Consider the following 21,091-nt stretch of genomic DNA (forward strand, 5'->3'; position numbering starts at 1 on the left):
AATTACTTTCGATTATTTGTGAGAACTGGCGCGGGATATGACGCTAGGACCTTTTTTAGAAGGGTTACCCACAAAGTTATCCACAGGCACTGCGTGACTAAAAAAAAGTGCTTATGAAACCAGTACTTAACGCGTTTCCTCATGTTTTGCATGAGGTAAGCACACAAGACCGAAAAGATATCTGGATGCGATGGTCGCGGTGTTAGCCATCAAGTTTTTTTGAGCTTGATATTGATATGCGCTATTCGTGCTTGCAATTTTATTCAGTTCGGTTCTTTTTTATTGCGAACATAGTGGACTTGTGCACAAATTATCGGTTGCGGTGGATGTTGGGAAAAAATATAAAAATATATTTTTTGTGAATCGAGGACTTTGTAAGTCATTGATTTTTAAGGTCATTTTTAGTGCACTCAGTTTGGGCAATTCATCGAGTCCCGCGTATATACTGCGTTTGCGGCTGTCAAGTGGATGTTATCCACAAAGTTATCCACAGAACCTGTGGATAGTTTTAAAAGCGCTTATGAAACCGGCAGTTAGCTTCTTTCCTCAGGATTCACATTAACTTCGTGAAACAATGCATTCTTCAGGTTGTCCTTGACACCCCCCTTGACAGCAGTTTTGACTATCGCTGGCAGTCAACGAGTGATGCAGACGCCCGCCCGCAGATAGGTCAACTTGTGCAACTCTCGTTCGGTCGACGTGAGGTGGTTGGGATGATCGTTGGCAGCAGCGCGCATAGTGAGGTTCCAGCCGCGAAATTAAAGGATGTGCAAGCCGTACGATATCAGTTGCCGGCGCTGTCGCCTCATTGGTTGGCTTTATGTCAATTTGCGGCCGATTATTATCAGCGTCCATTGGGAGAGGTGGCGTTGCCGGGTTTGCCGAAAAATTTGCGCGCTTTAACCACAGTTGCGCTTGACCGCGGCTTAAAGAAACTACATCAGGTCAGCGTTGCGCACGATGCTACGCCAATCGATGTTCCGCCGTTGAACCCAGCGCAACAACGCGCCGCCGACGCAATTGCCAGTGCTACCGGCTTTGCGCCAACATTGTTGTATGGCGTTACCGGCAGTGGCAAAACCGAGGTGTATTTGCAGGCGGCAGAAAAAATATTGTCGCATGGTAATGGTGAGAACAATCCTGCCCAAATTTTAATCCTGGTTCCTGAAATCAATTTGACGCCGCAATTAGAGGGCAATATCCGTGCGCGATTTCCTGGTGTCATGGTCGCAACATTGCATAGCGGACTGGCTGAAGGCGAGCGCATGCGACACTGGCTCGCTGCTCATTTAGGGCAAGCCCGCATCATTCTCGGGACCCGACTTGCGGTGCTGGCGTCGTTGCCGCATTTACGCCTGATCGTTATTGATGAGGAGCATGATCCATCCTATAAACAGCAGGAAGGCTTGCGTTACTCGGCTCGCGATCTGGCTGTCTGGCGTGCACACCAGTTAAAAATTCCTATCGTTCTAGGCTCGGCGACACCCTCGCTGGAAACCTGGCATCACGCGCAGTCAGGGCGCTATCGAAAACTTGAATTACGTGAACGCGCAGTGAAGAATGCTGTTTTGCCGGCTGTGAAACTGGTGAATATGGAGCACGACAAACCGATTGAGGGTCTGACCTCTACGTTGATCAGCGCTTTAAAGCTGCGCTTGCAACGTGGTGAGCAATCGCTGTTATTCCTCAACCGACGTGGTTACGCACCGGTGATTGCCTGTGATGCTTGCGGCTGGGTCAGCAACTGCACGCGCTGCACTGCGTATATGGTGTTGCACAAGCCTGAACATCGACTACGCTGCCATCATTGCAGCCTCGAGTTGCGCATCCCCAAGTCTTGCCCGACCTGTGGCAATGTTGATTTGCAACCATTGGGGCGCGGGACGCAACGTCTGGAAGAGGGTTTGCAGGCGATGTTTCCGGAAGCGCGGGTTTTGCGGATTGATGCTGATTCAACGCGTCGCAAAGGCAGCGCTCAAAGCGCCTTCGATAGCGTGCATCGGGGCGAGGTCGATATTTTGATCGGTACGCAAATGGTCGCTAAAGGGCATGATTTCAAAAATCTGACCCTTGTCGGAATTTTGAATCCTGACACGGCCTTGTTCTCCCATGATTATCGCGCCAGTGAGCGCTTGTTTGCCCAGCTAATGCAGGTTGCCGGTCGCGCCGGTAGGGCAGCACAAAAAGAGGGTGGCAGCGTCAGTGAGGTGTTGATTCAGACGCGTTATCCGCAGCATCCTTTGTATTCGGCAGTGATCGCGCATGATTATGATCACTTTGCCAGCTCTCTTTTGGCTGAGCGGCAACAAGCGCATTTGCCGCCGTATATTTATCAAGCGCTATTACGCGCTGAGGCAAAGGAGCTTGAAACAGCGATAGCGTTTTTGCAAGAGGCCGCAACCTGCCTGGAGCATGGCGGTATTACGATGAATGATCCGATCCCCATGACGATGACGCGTGTTGCTAATGTGGATCGGGCGCAGCTCTTGATTGAATGCCCTTCAAGACCGGGCTTACAAGCTTTTCTTACTGATTGGATGGCTGTCTTGCGGACCATCAAGACGCGCGCCAAATGGTCGCTGGAAGTCGATCCGGTGGACATCTAACGAGTATAAATGATGTCGTATTAATATCAAAATGCAGTGTTCAATCGACTCTTCAATTTACTTGAGCACCGGTTATCCGTTCGTTTCGCATCCAACCTATCCCAATTTTCCGCCGGATTAAATGCGTAAGCGATACTGAATGTACCTTGCTTCATCCCGCCACCGTCTCGTTTTGGTATGAAATGTTGTCAAAGTAGGCCGGAAATTTCTTAAAATTGCCCGCTTAAGCATCATTATCAGAATTGTTACCCTCATTTTGGGAAAGTTCTCATATCTCGGAGGCGCATCTATAGCTAACCTTAGTTCCTAGGAAATCAATATTAAAACGGATAGTCACAAAATTATCCATTTGATATTTATTTGGAAAATCGAAGCGATCTTTGATTTTCAATGTTTGATTTTAAGGAGAAAGCATGCGAAAGATCCGACTGCGACAACAACAGATAATTTTAGCCGACGATCATCCCGTCATTATTGCCGGCGTGCGTGGCTATATTGATCGCTGTGCAGATCTTTCGGTGGCCGCAATTGCTAATTCGACTGATCAGTTACTGGCGCGATTAAAGGATACTGAATGCGATATTTTAATCACCGACATCTCAATGCCGATGCGCCGTATGAGTGATGGTTTGACACTACTTTCCTACATTAAGCGGCATCATCCGCAGATATGTTTAATCGTTCTTACGATGAATATGATGCCAGCCGTGTTGTATCAAATTATAAAAAGCGGCGCTGACGCTGTATTGCATATGAATGATGAAATTTCATCTATCCGGGATGCAATCGAGGGGACCGCGAATAGCACGCGCTATATCGGTAAATCAGTGCGCGAGATTTTGCGTGGTGGTCCGGTTGGGCAAATGCCAACAAAGCGCGAAACGGAAGTATTAAGAATGTATGCCGATGGCCATACAATGCAGGAGATAGCGCTACGCTTGAACAAAAGTGTGAAAACCATTGCCTTACAAAAAACCTCTGCGATGCGAAAAGTTGGTCTGCGTAATGACGTGGAACTGGGACGCTATTCAAGTGGCGGGATAACCCCTGACAACTTCATTTAATGTATTGCTAACCGACGATTTTTTATGGATGCGGTATGAATTTTGGTTGTCTATAAGTTAAGTTAGGCAAGTTCGTGTCAGCTTAAAAAATTCCTGTGCCGGAGGCTTGATCACTGATTGCGACTGTAGATAAGCAAGCGGATAAGTAAGCGATAAAGTGGGCAACTAATTAAGCAACTAGGTGGGCGACGCGTAAATTGGCTCTCACCCTCGCTGAAATCGCTATACTTGGTTAACACCGTCCAATCGTCGTATCGAGCAGCCAGGAAATCAGAATTAAATGAATAGTATCAAGCAAGATTCCGCATCGAATAGTCAATCACAGTCGCAGTCCAAGCATGAGATTCGACCTGGTCAATCCATTGAACTGTTAAAAGAGTTGCACATCTTGACCCGCGACGGCAAGTTGAATCAGGATAGTCGTCGCAAACTCAAGCAGGTGTATCACCTCTATCAGTTTATCGAGCCTTTATTGCAAGAAATCCAACGTGAGCATGCGAGTGTTCAACTGGTGGATCATGGCGCCGGTAAGTCCTATCTTGGATTTATTTTGTATGACTTATTTTTTAAGACGTTGAAGGACGGCTCGCATATTTACGGCATTGAGACGCGTGAAGAGCTCGTTATAAAATCGCAAGAATTAGCACGCAAATTGGCATTTCCTGGAATGTCGTTCCTTAACTTGTCCGTGGCTGACTCAACCGAGTCGGGATTGCTCCCCGAGCGCGTTGACGTGGTGACCGCATTACACGCATGTAATACTGCGACAGATGATGCAATACAGTTCGGCTTAAAAAAGAAGGCCCGCTTCATGGTGCTTGTGCCTTGTTGCCAGGCCGAAGTGGCCGCGGTATTGAAGAAAAATAAGGGCAAATCTCTCGGCAAGGAAGCGCTTACAGAAATTTGGCGGCATCCATTACACACACGTGAATTTGGAAGCCAGGTGACGAACGTTTTACGGTGTCTTCAACTGGAAGCGCATGGATACCAGGTCAACGTGACAGAGCTTGTCGGTTGGGAGCATTCCATGAAAAATGAATTAATTATCGCGACTTACAAAGATTTACCGCGTGCTCGACCCATACAACGGTTGCAAGAAGTGTTGCAGACTCTCGGGTTGGAAGAAATGCAGGAACGATTTTTTACACTGCCTGTCGGACAAGTTGAAAGCTAACTTTGTTGTAGAGTGACGGGGAATCGTCGAAAGTAATGTATTGGATAAAAGATATTTTATTTTAATCTCGACAATCCCGACGCTCACTAGTATTAGGTTTCATAACCTAGGAACGTAATAGCTTTATCGAATCGCTGTACAGTTTTTTTGGAAAAGTGGCGTTCCCATCGCGCCATTTATTTAAGGAGAGTGAAATGTCGAAAACTAGTGGTTCACATGCAGTCAATGAGTTTACAAAGGCTCCGCCGACCGAAGAGGGATTGACCGAGACCGTACAAAAAATTAATGCCGGGGCCGACGAGTTCGGACTTTTAAGTCATCCCGGACGCGTAGCCCTGGTGCAGAAGGTTACCGAGCAATGGGAGCAGGATTTTGTTGCTGGCTTTCACATTTCAGATGATCTTTCAAAAGCTGGCAAGGAATACGCTGCCATTGAGCAGGGTGATAAATATCCCAGTCTTTCAGATTCCGTGCGTGAAGCCGTATTAAGGCGGTTCGATGATCGCCACGGCGACGGTGGTCCTCGAAGCTGGCAGCAATTAAATGGTTCATAGCCGATAGCTGAGTGCGCTGGTTAAAGACGAAACTTAAACATCGCTAAATAAAATCATGCGAAGAGCAGTCGATATGCTGTCTAAGGCTGGCGCAAATAGCAGGTATTAAAAGAGTCTTTCGTTACGCCACATTACAGCGATAGTCGGCACAATTGCTTGAGTAGTGGAAACGTGTCACATGTGATCATGCACTATTCAGATTGCTGAAAATAAACTATGAAAATGGGAGTAGAGAAATTTCTCAGGGAGGTGAAACACCTCCCCACTTCTTCCCTCTTATCGTTCGACTAAATACCGCTAGCAATGCGGGATCAAAATGGCTTGAACCTCTAAGCGAATGATTTATTGACTCCAGATCGTTATTAAAAATTTAACGTCAACGTTTTAAAGCATGCGATGTCTTTTGGTGCGACCCACGCATCCTCGCTGATACTTACACCCGCTATGCGAATAAGAAGACGCCATTTCACCAGTCATAAAGTGCGGACTTTCTATCTATTTACACGAAGCCGGGCGGGCATCGGGATCGTCGCACCGAAAATGGGCCGCTGAACAACCAGTCAGCAGGGAGCACAGTACTAAAATAGCGAATGTAGCCTTCATAATCGGTTCCCCTTTAGGTTGAGCTGAAGCTGGAATTAGTCCAATCGTCGACATTGGCGCATTTCACATTTGAACAGCGCCTGTTGTCCATTTTGACAGGAAGTTTGATATGTCTCAACACCCGTTGTCCTGGCGATTAATTTAGCACTCATTGTCGGCTCGCAGCCGCTCTGACGTGCTAACCGTTCCACTTGCGCCCCCATTTCGCCTGAAGTTACTGTACTTGTTGCACTGGTCGTGTTTGGTTGACTGGAGCGGTCAGGTAGCGGCATCGTGATGATTTCTTCCGATGGGCTGAGAGAATCCTTGATTGATACCGGTGCTTCGCTAGCCATATCACCCAATTCGGCTTTGATGCTGGCGACAATATTACGGGTCTGATCGGGGCCGGAAATCAAGCTTTTCGACCGACTGCTTCGTACTTCAATCAAATAAGAAGGCACATTGCGTCCGGCTGGCGATATCGTCACGCTGATCACTTCTGTGCCACTCATCAACCCGGAACTACTTTGAGCGCGAATGCGGCCCTGAGCCTTGCTTTCATCCATTATTGTGAGGTTGCGTGTCACGCTACGGATCGCTGCGGTCCATACGTCGTCGTATGAGCGCGCCTTGGCCGTAAATCTCAGGCCACTGTCGTTCGGTTGAGATTGCCAATCGTTTCCGGTCGTGCAACTGGCTAATAGGAGTACTGCAATGCAAGCTGCAAAAAGTTTTTTCATTTTTCTGCTTTCGATAAATTAGTCGTTTATTCCTGCATTGTTTATCAGGGATAGTTGATCCGGAACAATAGTCCGTCCATGCGGTTCAACATCTTTGCCATAGCGATAGGATAACATCGTGCGTCACAATCTTCGAAAAACACCAATTAAGCTTCCTAAAAATAAACATCTTTCTCAGTTGTTCGTACGTAATTACGGGGGGTGATGCAAAGAATCACGGCATCCCATCTTGGATAATCAGCGCGGTTCCGACCCTATTAGTCCTGTGCTGTAGTCGTATTCTTGCTCCAGATTTGGGAGTAAGGGGAATAAGAAGAGGGCGATCCAATCAAGCTCGCGAGGAATGCGTGTTGCTATGGCATTATCACTTTGCCTTCCCTCTTTTGTATCGAGAAAAAAGAGCAAAGTCGGTGATCATGATGTTGGGAACACTCCGACGTCGATATTTCCAACTATAGGATGCACGCAGTTTCATGACAGCCAACTTGAACTTTCGATTGTCGCGCCGGATGGGCTTGATGTTTTTTATCTCCGGTGCAGCCGCGCTGGTGTATCAGGTGCTTTTTGCCAAAGAGTTGGCGCTCGTGTTCGGCAGCACTGCGGCGGCGACCTTTACCGTGTTAGCAACTTTTTTGGGCGGCATGGCAATTGGCTCTCTGATTGGAGGCGCACTTGCTGCGCGGGTAAAGCGCCCCGTGTTGGTATACGCCTTGGTCGAGTTGGCAATTGGGGTTTATTGTGTCGCCACACCAACACTATTTTCTTTCATTCAATGGATTTATGTGGCGCTGGCTACCGATTTATCACCGGAGGCACCGAGCTTGTTAGTGCTTCGCGTAGGACTCGGTGCGGGGGTGTTATTGGTACCCACAGTGTTGATGGGTATCACGCTTCCTTTATTGGCGCAGGCGCTGAATCCCCTAGGTGACCGTTTGGGTAAAGCGGTGGCCTGGCTTTACGCTTGCAACACGACAGGTGCAGCACTCGGCGCGCTGTTGACCAGTTACGCGGTTATTCCATTTTTTGGGGTGCGCATGACAACAGTCATCGCCGCTATCTTGAATCTGTTGGTGGCACTGGCGGCACTCGAACTCGCAAAAAAGCTGCATACGGCATCTCGTGCTCTACCCATTGTTAACACACCAAACAGTGATGTAACGCATCCTGCAAAAGCCGGCGAGCATCAAGACATTGTCCCTGTCGGTTCAGGCATCCTTGCCGGTGCGTTAGTGGCGTTGGGTCTCGGTGGCGTACTTTCCCTCGGGCTTGAGGTGGTGTACGTGCATTTGCTATCCATCGTCGCGGGCAACAGTGTGTATGCATTTGGTCTGATGTTGGCGACTTTTCTTGTCGGCCTGGCAATCGGCGGTGAATGCGGACGACGGTTACTGGAACGCTCTGGCACTGATCGCCCGGCATGGCTTGCCGTGACCCAGATTGCATTAGCAGCGACGGTTTCGCTGGGAGCGTGGGGTTGGGACATGATTCCCGTATGGTTTATTGGGTTTGGTCAGATTCCGGCATTCGCTTCTTTTGAATCGCGTGAGATCGTACGGGGATTGGTGTGCGCGCTGGTCATGATTCCTCCCACGGTCTGCATTGGCGCAAGTTATACACTGGCGATGGACCTTGCTACTTCGTCCACGTCCTCACGGCGTGGTATCACCATGCTCGGGCTGAGCGCGGCGCTCAATACGCTTGGTAACATCGCGGGCGTTTTATTGTTCGGTTTCGTTTTGTTGCCATGGCTTGGCGGCTTGGTAGTGAGCAAAATAGTCGCTGGAAGTGCGCTCCTGATTGCGGCGGTGGTCACCGTATCTGTTGCCACACATAGAACGCGACAGCGTTTAGGATCGGGCTTGGCGGTCGTTATCGTGCTGATCTTGATCAGCCCGAGTCGGCTGGATTACAACACGTTGAGTAAAGGTGCCAACGTCTACTTTACCGCGCAAAACTGGGGCACTGTAATTGATCACGCTGAAAGTATTGATGGCGGCTTAACCATGGTAACCCGTCACGCCAACCATGCCATAAATGGTGGCGTGGTGACCACATTGCTGACCAATGGAAAATTTCAGGGAAACGATGCGAAGAAGGGCGAAGTCCAGGCCCAAATAGGCTTTGCTGCCTTACCTTTGTTGCATCAGAATTTGCGAAACAACGCCCTTGTCATTGGTTACGGCACTGGTGCCACGAGCCGGGTTTTACATGACGCCGGATTTGCGCACATCGATATCGCAGAGCTTAGCCGTGATGTCGTGGCAATGGCTAATCGCTATTTTTCGGGTGTTAACGGTGGCGTGTCGTATTTGGCGCGGGTCCAGACGCACATTACCGACGGTCGTAATTTATTATTGCTAACGCCCAGAAAGTATGACGTTATTAGTATTGAAATTACCTCGATCTGGTTCGCTGGCGCGGCGTCGCTCTATAACCGTGAGTTTTATCAACTGGCGCGCTCACGGTTACGTCCTGAAGGCGTTCTGCAGCAATGGGTACAACTGCACCACATGGCGTCGACCGATTTGCTAACCATCATCGCCACGCTCCGCGCTGAATTTTCTTACGTGTCGCTATACGTAGTGGGTGGTCAGGGGATCTTAATCGCTACCAACGATGCTGCCCGGTCACACGCATCACCGGCCATCACGGCTGCGCTCGACACTTCACCGCAGCTCCAGTCAGTGCGTGAATTGGCCGGGCGGCACTTTGCCAGTATTGCCGATGACCTGTTGTTATCGCCAAATATGGTGGATACATTGTTGAACCGCTTCAGCGTGCAGCGTGAGAAATGGATTTCTACCGATAACAACTTAAAGCTGGAATACAACACGCCAAAGGCCAACGCCAATTCGCCTGACCGATCGTTCGAGGCCAATCTGACGCTTTTGCGTACAGTACCAAAACGCTAATCGTTATTGGTTGGTCGTTTAATTACCGGCCATCGCCAGCAAGTCACTGGCTTATCGCAGCAAATTTCCCAATACCTCAAGCTTGTAATAGTGTTTTTCATTATTTTTCTTACACAAAATATGCTGAAGCGCGCTTGTTGATGCCGATGTTTTGATCTGAGGAATATGGCGCTCCCATTATTTGGGAATAATATTTTGAAAGTTGAGAATTTTGGTCAATGATTAGTGCATGAGTGAAACTTTCCTCCCTGGCCCTGACAATCAACCGTCCACTTCATCGCCGAAAGCTGCGGCGACGCGTGAGCGGCCATTAATGGTGCTGTCAGTCATTGCATGGCACGGAAAACCGATTACCGTCAAGGAATTGAAGGAAGCAACAAAACTACCGCAAAGGGCGCTATACCGCCTGCTACTTCCTCTAAAAAAATGGGAATTAATACAAGAGCAAGACAATCTTTACGCTCCCGGTCCACTCAGTGTGCAACTTGCATGGGGCTTCAATCTCACCTCTTATCTCGTCACCAATGCGCGAACCGAGATGGAGAAGTTGATGAAACTGTGTGACGAAAGTGTTGGGCTGATGGTTGCCGTCAATAATCAGGTCGTGTGTCTCGACATGGTGGAGAGCCTGCAATCCCTGCGCTCTTCTTTTTCTAAAGGGCGCTCTCAACCTTTGCTGCGCAGTGCCTCCGCCAAAGCCTTGCTGGCGCATTTGCCGCTGTCGATAGTCGATGAAGTCATTGCTGTGCAGTTATCTGGTCAACCAAAAGAAGAGAGCCGGTTACGTGATGAGTTATCGACAATACGCGCTCAGGGATATGCCGTAAGTGAAGGAGAGGGCGATATGGGCGTTTGGGGTATTAGTACGCCCATTTTTAGCAAGTCAGATCACATGGTCGGCACGATCACATTGATGTCGCCTGCCATCCGCGCCGAGGACCAGCAACAAAAATTGATTGGGGTTGACGGTCAAGACCGCGATCGCGATCAGCGAGCGCTTAAAGTTGTATTGACAGGTATTTCTATAGGGGAAAAAATGCATCATCGTCGCTTCTTTATCGCACTTTTATTCGCAGTTAATTTTATCGTACCAACGTTGGCTAGCGCCCAATCGCCAGCTGTTATTCGTGTCGTTACCGATTCGACTTTTCCTCCTTTTGAATTTTTCAAGGACGGAAAAAGAACCGGCTTCGACATCGAATTAATAGAAACGCTGGCCAAGATAATGGGTAAGAAAGTCGAATGGACCGACATCGACTTTAAAGGCCTGATTCCGGGATTGATTTCTAAACGCTTCGATGTTGCCGCCTCGGCGATTTATATCACTAGTGAACGACGTAAAGTAGTCGATTTGACGGACCCTTACTATCCTGGCGGGTTAGTCATGGTGGTCAAGAGCGGCGACAACCGCATTCTTAAACCAGACGATCTGAAAGGCAAGAAAGTCGCGGTTCAGGTAGGGACGAAATCGGTGAACTATCTCAAGGAATACTATCCGCAGGCGCAGCGCGTTGAAGTCGAGAAAAATCAGGAGATGTTTAATCTGGTCGAAATCGGACGCGCCGATGCAGCGGTCACAGGAAAACCGGCCGCGTTGGAATACGTCAAAGTACGTCCGAGTTTGAAGGTCATCGATAAGCAGGTCAGCGTCGAATTGTATGGTTTCGCGGTGCGGAAAGACTTGCCGGAATTGACGCTGGCGTTGAACGCTGCACTCAAGAAATCGAAGCTGGATGGCAGTTATGACAAATTGGTCAAAAAATGGTTGGTTATGCCCAGCAAGCAATAACAGCAAGCCAAACAAATTTATAACAAATGAAATGCAGACTGAAATACAGGAGAAATTCCATTGAGCCTTGATTTTTTACCAGTGCTGAGCGGGTGGACTGATTTGGCGCGTGGCGCATTGGTCACGATCGAAATTACGGCAGTGTCGCTGCTGATGGGTTGTGTACTTGGGTTATTGGTCGGAATGGGGCGACTTGATCGGAGCAAACGACTCCGCTATGGATTATGCACAACCTATGTCACGGTCATTCGGGGCACGCCATTGCTGGTTCAATTGTTTCTGCTGTTCTTTGGTTTGCCTGAGCTCAATATCCTGCTACCGGCCTTTGCTTGCGGCATTTTAGGGCTGGGCATTTATTCTGGCGCCTATATTTCGGAAATTGTTCGCGGCGCGATTCAATCGATTGAAAAGGGGCAAATGGAAGCCGCCCGTTCGCTTGGCATGTCTTCCGCCACGGCAATGCGCACCATTATTCTGCCACAAGCCGTCGTGCGCATGATTCCCCCTTTGGGTAACGAGTTCATCGCATTGATCAAGAACTCGGCGCTAGTGTCGCTGCTGACGATCGCCGACCTGATGCACGAAGGGCAAAAAATTATCAGCGTCTCGTATCGTTCGCTGGAAGTGTATTTGGCAATCGCGCTGGTATATCTGGTGCTAACCAGTCTCACCATCGTGGCCTTGCAAAAGATTGAACGTCATCTAAGAGCTGGAGGGGCAGTGCAATGACATCCATCATCAAACTAAATGGTTTAGCCAAATCATTCTCAGGCAATCGCATTTTGCATGGCATCAATCTTGAAGTGAAGCCCTCTCAGGTGATCGTCATCATCGGGCCGAGCGGCTCAGGGAAAAGTACCTTACTGCGCTGCTGCAACGGTTTGGAAGTAGCAGAGAGGGCGATATTGAAATCTGCGGCAAAAAACTGTTGCGCGATAGCCAGATGCTTTCGAACCATGATCTTAACCATCTCAGAGAGCAAGTCGGGATGGTGTTTCAATCGTTTAATCTGTTCCCGCATTTATCCGTACGGGGAAACGTAACGGTTGGGCCGCGCAAAATTCAACGGCATGAATAACCACAGCGCCTAAACGTTAGCCCGTGAACTATTAGCAAAAGTCGGCCTTGCGCACAAGGCCGACGCGATGCCTGCGACCTTATCGGGCGGTCAGAAACAACGGGTTGCGATAGCCCGCGCATTAGACATGAAGCCTGAAGTCATGCTGTTCGATGAGCCAACGTCAGCGCTTGATCCAGAATTAGTCGGAGAAGTGTTGCAAGTCATGAAGGCGCTCGCTAATGAAGGCATGACAATGCTGGTCGTCACGCACGAAATGGGTTTTGCGCGCGAGGTGGCGGACATTGTTGTGGTGATGGCCAAGGCACCGATTTTTGAATTTGATGGGAAGAGCAGGTGGATTCGTCGCTCACTGCGGGGCCAGCGACTGATTTTAATGTCATGACCCGACGACAACAGCACACGCACAAGTTAATCTGTCTCGCGGTGTCAGGTCAGCTTCGCGTTCCCGCCCCTCATCTTGATCAGATTAACGTTGTGTATGTAATGCGAGGTGGGCTAAATATCGACCATCCAACGCAAGTCATATCACGATTGGCACCCGGCGATGCTGTTTTGCTGACGACACAAGACGACGAACTCATCCTTTCTGCTACGGACGCAGAGGTGATGTTGGTGAGCATTGGAAAAGCGGCGGAACTATAGTCCAGGAAGCGAGATTTACGGCAACCTTGAACAATTACTTACCAATACAAAATCGTGAAAAAATAACGCCTAACAAATCGTCAGGCGTGAAGGCGCCGGTGATACTGTTCAGTTTATCTTGTGCCAATCGCAACTCTTCGGCAAATAAATCCAGCGATTGATCACTGACAGCGTTGTCTAAAGTAGCGTGTTCCGAGGCGAACTTCAGATGTTCGCGGGCGGCTTTGAGCGCGATCAGGTGGCGCTCGCGGGCTAGATAGCGCGACTCGCCGGTTTGTTGCCAGCCAGCAATGCGAAGTAGTTCTATGCGCAGCAGATCCATGCCCAGATTATCTGTTGCAGAGAGGTAAATGTGCGTTGTATCGCCCATCAGATCGACTGCCGGACGATGTCCCGACTCATCGATTTTGTTCCAGATTCGAATCACAGGTACGGCCTGAGGAAAACGCGCGACAATTCGCTCGTCAGCCAAAGCCGGGCCGTGATTGGCGTCCAGCATATGCAGAATGACATCGGCTTTTTCGACCGCCGTCCAGGTACGTTCGATACCAATGCGCTCGACTTCATCGTTGGCCTCTTCTGCATCACGGATACCGGCGGTATCGATAATGTTGAGCGGTATGCCTTCGAGTTGGATGGTTTCTGTCACCTTATCGCGCGTGGTTCCGGCGATTGGTGTGACGATGGCCACGTCCGAGCCAGCCAACGCGTTGAGTAGTGATGACTTACCCACGTTAGGCTGACCCGCCAGCACGATATTCAACCCATCGCGCAGCAATGCGCCTTGGGCGGCCTGACTGAAGACATTATCAAGCGTGCTACGGATATTTTCTAACTGGCCGCGTGCATTGGATTTTTCGAGGAAATCGATTTCTTCTTCAGGAAAATCGAGCGTCGCTTCGACCAACATTCGCAGGTTGATAACCTGCTCCACCAGACTATGAATGACTTTGGAAAAAGCACCAGAGAGCGATTCGGATGCCGATTTGGCCGCCGCTTCTGTGGATGCTTCGATCAGGTCGGCAACAGCTTCTGCCTGCGCTAAATCAAGCTTATCGTTCAGAAAGGCGCGTTGTGTAAATTCGCCCGGTTCCGCCATGCGCAGATCAATTTCCTGGCCCGCTTCGAGGCAACGCGCCAGCAACATCTGCATCACGACCGGTCCGCCGTGACCTTGCAATTCCAGCACGTCTTCGCCGGTATAAGAGTGTGGCGCTTTAAAATAGATCGCCAGCCCTTGATCAATAATACCGCCTTCGGCATTTTTGAATGGTAGATAGGTGGCGTGACGTGGCATCAATTGGGCTTCGTCCACGCCGCAGACGGCTTGTATGATTGTGCCCAATTGTTTGCCGGAGATGCGGACGACGCCGATACCACCGCGGCCAGGGGCGGTAGCAATTGCAGCGATAGGAGAGGAATTTAGTGACATTGATGGATTGTACGTTTGATACTTGGCCGATAGTGGTTCGCAGAAACAAAAAAGCCCGTGAATCAATATTCACGGGCTTTTTTACGACAGTGTGTCGCTAACAATCATGCTCAGCGTACCGCTGCTTTGGTTTAGCTCTTGCTTTCCATGTTTTTGGTAATCACCCATTGCTGCGCAATTGACAGCACATTGTTGGTGATCCAGTAGAGCACCAGACCCGATGGGAAGAAGAAGAACATAACCGAGAAAATCAGCGGCATGAACATCATCACTTTAGCTTGCATTGGATCAGGCGGTTTCGGATTCAGCTTGGTTTGGATGAACATGGAAATGGCCATCACAACCGGCAAAATGTAGAAAGGATCTGGTGCAGCCAAATCATGAATCCAGCCGAGCCACGGCGCATTTCGCATTTCCACACTGGCGAGCAATACCCAATATAGAGAAATGAATACCGGAATCTGAATCACGATCGGGAGACAGCCGCCGAGTGGATTGATCTTCTCGGTTTTATACAACTGCATCATTTCCTGATTCATTTTTTGCGGCTCGCCTTTATGACGTTCGCGGATGGCCGTCATTTTCGGCGTGACTTTTTTCATTTTTGCCATACTGCGATAACTTGCCGCCGACAGCGGGAAGAACAATAGCTTGATCATGATTGTCAACGCGATAATGGTCCAACCCCAATTGCCCAGGACTTTATGGATCTTCGTCATCAACCAGAAAATCGGTTTAGCGATGATCGTCAGCCAGCCATAGTCTTTCACCAGTTCCAGGCCTGGGGCAGTGGCCTCAAGCACAGCCGATTCTTCAGGTCCGGAGAACAAGCGTGAATCCATGGTGACGCTGGCACCCGGTGCAATCGTGCCGAGTGGCAGAACGTTACCAATTGCATACAGATTCGTAGCAACTTTTTTGGTGAAAATTTCGCGTGGTGCGTTTTCTGGTGGAATAAATGCTGAAACAAAATAGTGCTGCATGATAGCGAACCAGCCGTCGTTAGACTTGGTTGCATGCTCTGCTTTCTTCTCCTCTATCTTTTCGAAAGCAAATTTCTGAAACTTGTTCGCTTCGGTATAGACTGCCGCACCAGTGAAGGTGTTGACGAAGCGTTGCTCGCCCTCGGGCTTGTTACCGTCACGTACCAATTGCAGATACAACGAAGGCGTGATTGCTGCAGTGCTTTCGTTGGTGATCGTGTGTTTCACATCAATCGCATAATCGCCGCGTTTAAATGTAAAGGTTTTTGTCAGCTTGACGCCACCCTGCGTGGACTCCAGCACCAGTTGAACCTGGTTACCATTATCCAACGACCGGGCACCGGGCAAAGCAACAAAAGTTGATTTGTGGTTGGGGAAGTTGCCACCGATTAAACCAGTGTCGGCCAGGTAAGTGCGCGTAGGGCTTGAATCGAACAACACTAGATTCTTGGTAGGATCAACCGTGTCGCGTTGTTTGAGCAACTCGAGGCGCTTTAATTGACCACCAATTGTGTCGATTTCGGCTTTGACAACATCGGTAGTGATGGTGATCGTTTCGCCTTTTGAAGCGGCTGCCGTATCAGGCACAGCGCTAGCTGGTGAAGCGGTTCCGGCAACACCGGCAGTTTGTGGCACGTCATTGCCAGCCGCGCCAGGAGTCGTTGCACCAGCAACCGGTGTGGAGCCGGCAGCACCGGCAGCGCCCGCAGCAGGTGCTGTCGGATTCGCGTTCGGAAAAAACATTGACGCGTTGCCATTATGACGTTGCCAGTTATCCCAAAGGAACAGCAGCGACAGGGAAAATACAACCCACAGGACGGTACGTTTGATATCCATAAGAGTAGTTCTCTAAGATTCAGGAATGGCTGCATCCGCATGGTCGTTCAGCGGAAGTTGCAGAGGGTTTGGCAGAGGATGCACAGGATGCGGCGGACGCAGACGGAGAGGATGGTACCGGATCGATTCCACCAGCGTGCCATGGATGACATTTTCCCAGCCGACAGGCGGCCAGAATGCTGCCCTTTAAGGCACCATGTGTACGAATTGCTTCGGCAGCGTAATCGGAACAGCTTGGATAAAAACGACAGTTCTGGCCCAAAAATGGGCTTATTCCCAATTTGTAACATCGCAACAGGAACAGTAAAGTCGCTTTCATGATTGCTTTCCGCATCTCTTTCGGCATCTTATTTTGTAGCACTTTTGAATCTTAAGATGCGCATCGCGTGCCCATCGTCTGTCGTCCGTCGCCTATTTATTAAGCGGCGGTGACAATACATTGTGAGGCGAATAATTTGACTAATTCGCTCCGCAACTCCCGCTTCAGATTTGCAGTCGTGGCAGGACCTGCTTTGGTGTTTACCGGTTTGGATAAACGCACAATACAGTCGATGGGCGGCAAAGATGTCAGGCGAAACAACTCACGCGTAACCCGTTTAACGGTGTTACGCGTAACAGCTCTCGGTGCCAGTCGTTTTGCGGCAACTACGCCTAATCGCGCCTTAGCATCAGGCAAGGGATTGACGCGTGTGTACAAAACAAAATGGGCAGTCCTATAGACTGGGCGCAAACGAAAAACGGATGAAAATTCATCCGTTTTAACGATGCGTCGGTCACGGGGAAAGCTCAGTATAGAACTCGATGAAGAGTTCTCTGAACGGTCGCCTGTCACGCAAGCTGCGCCGAGAATACGGCTTAAGCTGCTAGACGTTTGCGGCCTTTGGCGCGACGTGCATTCAGCACAGCGCGGCCGCCACGGGTTGCCATACGTGCGCGGAAGCCGTGGGTACGTTTACGACGTACGACGGAAGGTTGGTAAGTACGTTTCATTATGGTCTCGCTAATCAGCAGAAATAAATCGGAAATCGGATCTTTACACTTTGCGCGTTGCCAGCCGTTCGAGCTGGTCCGAACCGAATTACTGTTTTAACGCAGTGTCGGAGCAGTCAATTCGAGCAGTTAAGTTTGCAATCTCGCAATTCAACGTGCGGTGAACCTTGGATTAGAACGCATTTTCTGCTTGTTTGTCAATCACTTAGCGTATTTTTGATGCGCAACGCGTTGACCCGACAACGCAGAAAGTAAACGCCGTGCCTGTGGATAACTTTCCTCAGCAAGGGTAGAATAGAAGCTTATTGTGGCATGCGCTCTCTCTATTGGCGATATTTCAGAACCCTATAATGGGCTGAATCTGACTTAATCACTCGCTTATTTACTGCGCGCTTAGTAAAAGCAGCCGTCGATAGAGCAAAAAGAGCCACACAGGAACCGACATTTACCAACGTAAATATTGGTTCGTATAGAACAGAAGTCCCGATCATGGTTGTGGCTAGGATCCAAAGCAGGTATTAAAAGGTCCGGCCTGGAGCGCAATGATCTTCCTTCCACATTCTTTCACTTAGACGATTCATGGAAAATTTCTGGCAAAGTTGCTCCGCTCAGTTGGAGCAGGAGTTGACGCCTCAACAATTTAGTGCGTGGATAAAACCGTTATCCCCGATTGATTATGAGGATGGCAAGCTACGTATCGCAGCGCCAAATCGATTTAAGCTTGATTGGGTCAAAACACAATTCGCCAGTCGCATCACGACGTTGGCGGCAGAATTTTGGGAGGCGCCTATTGATGTTCAGTTCATGCTGGACCCGCGCACCAATGTTGCCCGCAAACCAAGTGTTTCGACGATGCCGGTAGCGCTGGACGGTGCGCATCCGAATTCGTCGCCGACATTTGGACATGGTGGCAGCAGCAACCACTTTGATCGTATGCCTGAAGCGCAGGCAGAATCGAGCGCCGTCATAGCGCGTCGCGACCAATCGCGGATTAACACGGAGTTAAGTTTCGATAGTTTCGTAACCGGCAAAGCCAATCAGCTGGCCCGTGCCGCAGCGATCCAGGTGGCGAATAATCCGGGTGTTTCCTATAATCCATTGTTTTTATATGGTGGTGTCGGTCTTGGTAAAACGCATCTGATTCATGCGATCGGCAACCAGCTTCTAGCGGATAATCCCTCGTCCAAGATTCGCTACATCCACGCTGAGCAATACGTTCGCGACGTAGTGACCGCTTACCAACGTAAGGGTTTTGACGACTTCAAGCGTTACTATCATTCTCTCGATTTGTTGTTGATTGATGATATTCAATTCTTCGGCGGCAAGAGTCGCACGCAGGAAGAATTCTTTTACGCCTTCGAAGCATTGATTGCAGCAAAGAAACAAATCATTATCACCAGTGATACCTACCCAAAAGAAATCACAGGCATGGATGATCGCTTGATTTCGCGCTTTGACTCCGGTTTGACGGTAGCCATTGAGCCACCGGAATTAGAAATGCGTGTCGCTATCTTGCTTAAGAAGGCGGCATCTGAAGGCGTTACCTTCTCGGATGACGTTGCTTTTTTTGTTGCAAAACATCTGCGCTCAAACGTCCGTGAACTAGAGGGAGCGCTGCGCAAGATTTTGGCGTACTCACGTTTTCATGGCAAAGACATCACCATTGACATCGTCAAAGACGCGTTGAAAGACTTGCTTTCCGTACAAAATCGCCAAATTTCTGTCGAAAATATTCAAAAGACGGTCGCGGATTTCTTTAACATCAAGGTCGCCGACATGTATTCCAAAAAGCGCCCTGCGAACATTGCGCGGCCACGTCAGATTGCAATGTATCTGGCAAAAGAGCTTACGCAAAAAAGTTTGCCAGAAATTGGCGAACTTTTCGGTGGCCGGGATCACACCACTGTATTGCACGCCGTACGCAAAATCGCCGGCGACCGGACCAAAAATCCCGAATGCAACCACGAACTGCACGTTTTAGAGCAAACCTTAAAAGGTTAGGGCTACGAATAATGATGCAGTTGGCGAGTTATCCACATTTGTGCCTTTCAGCCTGTGGATAACCTGGAGATTAGTGATGGTAGAGTCCGCGCAAGTGTGGTTTTTTTACAGTGCGAAATACTGCTCCAATCTCATTGAAAAAATGCAAAAGTGCGATTTTAAATCGATAAGTGTGGGTGAATTTCCTGTCGGAAACGTAAAATAGCACCATAAACCGGATGATAATGTACAAGTCTCCGATACTTTTCTTATTGATGTCATTCATAAGTAGTCGAAGTAAGTTACATTGTTAGGTTGGTTCAAGGCCACTCAGAATGGTTAAAATGAAGCGATATTTGTTGAATTTTAGATAATAAGGATATAGCTATGCAATTGGTCAAAACTAACCGAGATACTCTTCTCCGGCCACTGCAGATCGTGAGTGGTATTGTCGAGCGTCGGCACACATTGCCGATTCTGGCCAATATCCTCATTCGCAAGGACGGCGAAAAAGTCTCTTTTCTGTCTACTGACATTGAAGTGCAAATTACGACCAATGCAAATGTTGGCACTGGCTCAGAAGTTGTCGCAACGACTGTTGCTGCACGTAAACTTCTCGATATTCTGCGCGCATTGCCGGAGTCCGGTGAAGTCTCGCTGACACTGAGCAATAAGCGGATGACAGTGCAATCCGGCAAGTCCCGATTTGCATTGCAAACGTTGGCAGCTGAAGAGTTTCCGACCGTCGCCCAAGCTGAGCATTACAACGCCACCGTCACGTTGCCGCAAAAGACCTTGAAGCATCTCTTCAACATGGTCCATTTTTCGATGGCGCAGCAAGATATTCGGTATTACCTCAACGGTTTACTATTGGTGCTGGATGGCAATAATGTCATCGCTGTCGCCACCGACGGTCACCGTCTGGCGTTTTGCCAGGTCGCGACAGAGCAAGAGTTTGCCCGTCAGGAAGTCATCATTCCACGCAAAACCATCATTGAGTTGCAACGCCTGCTGGACGAAACCGATGAGCCGGTTCAGTTGGAAATCGCCAACAATCAGGTCAAATTATCGTTCGCTGACATTGAGTTGATCTCGAAACTGGTTGAAGGTAAATTTCCTGACTACACCCGCGTGGTGCCAAAAGGTTATAAGAACGATTTCACCATCGGCCGCGATCGTCTGCTGCGCTCGTTGCAACGCGCTGCAATTATGACCAGCGACAAGTTCAAGGGCGTGCGTTGGGTTGTCACACCAGGCAGTCTCAAAATCAGCTCAACCAATGCCGATCAGGAAGAGGCGATTGAAGAGCTAGAAATCGACTACGGCGGAGACAGTGTGGACATTGGTTTCAATGTCACGTATTTGCTCGACGTATTGAACAATTTGAAGGGCGAGAACGTTAATATTGCCCTCGGTGACGCTAATTCATCCGCGCTGATCACTGTCCCGGAAAATGTTGATTTTAAGTATGTCGTGATGCCAATGCGGATTTAGTGTCTGCAAAGGATATTGTGGCGTCGTGCCACTTAGCATTATGTGAAATGATGCGATATCGCGTCATATCACAAGTCGCATCGCAAGTTATATCGGGTCGCAAAAAATCGTCAAAGTAATGCCATCGTGACGTTGGGGCTTCGGCCCCTTTGCCACATTTAAGAAATCTGCACGTTGCGGATTTCCGCTTGGATTCACGTTTTTGTAGCAGTCTATTCAGAAGGTAGC

General features: G+C 49.2%; 16 protein-coding genes and 2 pseudogenes. 12 read left to right on the plus strand and 6 right to left on the minus strand.

What is annotated here, in order from left to right:
- Positions 1-566: 566 nt before the first annotated feature.
- From RGU75_RS07560 to RGU75_RS07575, 4 genes are all read left to right on the plus strand, one after another.
- A complete protein-coding gene (locus RGU75_RS07560; protein WP_322234556.1) occupies positions 567-2,606 on the plus strand; it encodes a primosomal protein N' in 2,040 nt (679 codons plus the stop codon).
- A 413-nt stretch (positions 2,607-3,019) separates the two neighbouring features.
- The gene (locus RGU75_RS07565) at positions 3,020-3,670 is read left to right on the plus strand and encodes a response regulator (RefSeq protein WP_322234558.1); all 651 of its coding nucleotides are present in this window, start codon (positions 3,020-3,022) and stop codon (positions 3,668-3,670) included.
- Between the two features lie 280 nt (positions 3,671-3,950).
- Positions 3,951-4,844, plus strand: a complete 894-nt coding sequence (locus RGU75_RS07570; RefSeq protein WP_322234560.1) for an SAM-dependent methyltransferase — start codon at positions 3,951-3,953, stop codon at positions 4,842-4,844.
- A gap of 194 nt (positions 4,845-5,038) precedes the next feature.
- A complete protein-coding gene (locus tag RGU75_RS07575; RefSeq protein ID WP_322234562.1) occupies positions 5,039-5,398 on the plus strand; it encodes a hypothetical protein in 360 nt (119 codons plus the stop codon).
- A gap of 638 nt (positions 5,399-6,036) precedes the next feature.
- On the opposite strand, the gene RGU75_RS07580 is transcribed toward RGU75_RS07575, so the two are convergent.
- Entirely contained in the window at positions 6,037-6,723 is a 687-nt protein-coding gene (locus RGU75_RS07580) for a hypothetical protein (protein WP_322234564.1), read from the minus strand.
- Positions 6,724-7,196: 473 nt separating this feature from the next.
- Between RGU75_RS07580 and RGU75_RS07585 the strand changes: the two genes are divergently transcribed.
- The 6 genes and pseudogenes from RGU75_RS07585 to RGU75_RS07610 all read left to right on the plus strand — a co-directional run bounded on the left by RGU75_RS07585 (position 7,197) and on the right by RGU75_RS07610 (position 13,147).
- A complete protein-coding gene (locus tag RGU75_RS07585) occupies positions 7,197-9,635 on the plus strand; it encodes a fused MFS/spermidine synthase (protein ID WP_322234567.1) in 2,439 nt (812 codons plus the stop codon).
- Between the two features lie 616 nt (positions 9,636-10,251).
- Positions 10,252-10,527 (plus strand): annotated as a pseudogene (locus RGU75_RS07590) (IclR family transcriptional regulator domain-containing protein); the annotation flags it as partial.
- 144 nt (positions 10,528-10,671) lie between these two features.
- Positions 10,672-11,424, plus strand: coding sequence for a transporter substrate-binding domain-containing protein (locus tag RGU75_RS07595; protein WP_322240327.1), 753 nt, complete (start codon positions 10,672-10,674; stop codon positions 11,422-11,424).
- A 60-nt stretch (positions 11,425-11,484) separates the two neighbouring features.
- Entirely contained in the window at positions 11,485-12,153 is a 669-nt protein-coding gene (locus RGU75_RS07600; protein ID WP_322234570.1) for an amino acid ABC transporter permease, read from the plus strand.
- Positions 12,150-12,821, plus strand: a pseudogene (locus RGU75_RS07605) (amino acid ABC transporter ATP-binding protein); the annotation flags it as partial. The gene RGU75_RS07600 and the pseudogene RGU75_RS07605, both read left to right, overlap by 4 nt.
- A 62-nt stretch (positions 12,822-12,883) precedes the next feature.
- On the plus strand, positions 12,884-13,147 hold the full coding sequence (locus RGU75_RS07610; RefSeq protein ID WP_322234573.1) for a hypothetical protein: 264 nt from the start codon (positions 12,884-12,886) through the stop codon (positions 13,145-13,147).
- 34 nt (positions 13,148-13,181) lie between these two features.
- Here RGU75_RS07610 and mnmE read toward each other — a convergent pair whose 3' ends face one another.
- The 5 genes from mnmE to rpmH form a co-directional block, all read right to left on the minus strand.
- Positions 13,182-14,579 (minus strand): tRNA uridine-5-carboxymethylaminomethyl(34) synthesis GTPase MnmE, encoded by a 1,398-nt coding sequence (gene mnmE, locus RGU75_RS07615; RefSeq protein WP_322234576.1) that lies wholly within the window; start codon positions 14,577-14,579, stop codon positions 13,182-13,184.
- Between the two features lie 131 nt (positions 14,580-14,710).
- Positions 14,711-16,399, minus strand: a complete 1,689-nt coding sequence (gene yidC / locus RGU75_RS07620; protein ID WP_322234577.1) for a membrane protein insertase YidC — start codon at positions 16,397-16,399, stop codon at positions 14,711-14,713.
- A 19-nt stretch (positions 16,400-16,418) separates the two neighbouring features.
- Positions 16,419-16,718 (minus strand): membrane protein insertion efficiency factor YidD, encoded by a 300-nt coding sequence (yidD, locus tag RGU75_RS07625; RefSeq protein WP_322234579.1) that lies wholly within the window; start codon positions 16,716-16,718, stop codon positions 16,419-16,421.
- A 99-nt stretch (positions 16,719-16,817) separates the two neighbouring features.
- Positions 16,818-17,231 (minus strand): ribonuclease P protein component, encoded by a 414-nt coding sequence (locus RGU75_RS07630; protein ID WP_416186794.1) that lies wholly within the window; start codon positions 17,229-17,231, stop codon positions 16,818-16,820.
- 23 nt (positions 17,232-17,254) lie between these two features.
- Positions 17,255-17,389 (minus strand): 50S ribosomal protein L34, encoded by a 135-nt coding sequence (rpmH, locus tag RGU75_RS07635; RefSeq protein WP_061535510.1) that lies wholly within the window; start codon positions 17,387-17,389, stop codon positions 17,255-17,257.
- 579 nt (positions 17,390-17,968) lie between these two features.
- Here rpmH and dnaA point away from each other — a divergent pair.
- A complete protein-coding gene (gene dnaA, locus RGU75_RS07640) occupies positions 17,969-19,390 on the plus strand; it encodes a chromosomal replication initiator protein DnaA (RefSeq protein WP_322234582.1) in 1,422 nt (473 codons plus the stop codon).
- Positions 19,391-19,756: 366 nt separating this feature from the next.
- Positions 19,757-20,863 (plus strand): DNA polymerase III subunit beta, encoded by a 1,107-nt coding sequence (gene dnaN / locus RGU75_RS07645; protein WP_322234584.1) that lies wholly within the window; start codon positions 19,757-19,759, stop codon positions 20,861-20,863.
- The last annotated feature ends 228 nt before the right edge of the window (positions 20,864-21,091 follow it).

The sequence above is a fragment of the Glaciimonas sp. CA11.2 genome (assembly GCF_034314045.1).
In the GTDB taxonomy this organism is placed as follows: domain Bacteria; phylum Pseudomonadota; class Gammaproteobacteria; order Burkholderiales; family Burkholderiaceae_D; genus Glaciimonas.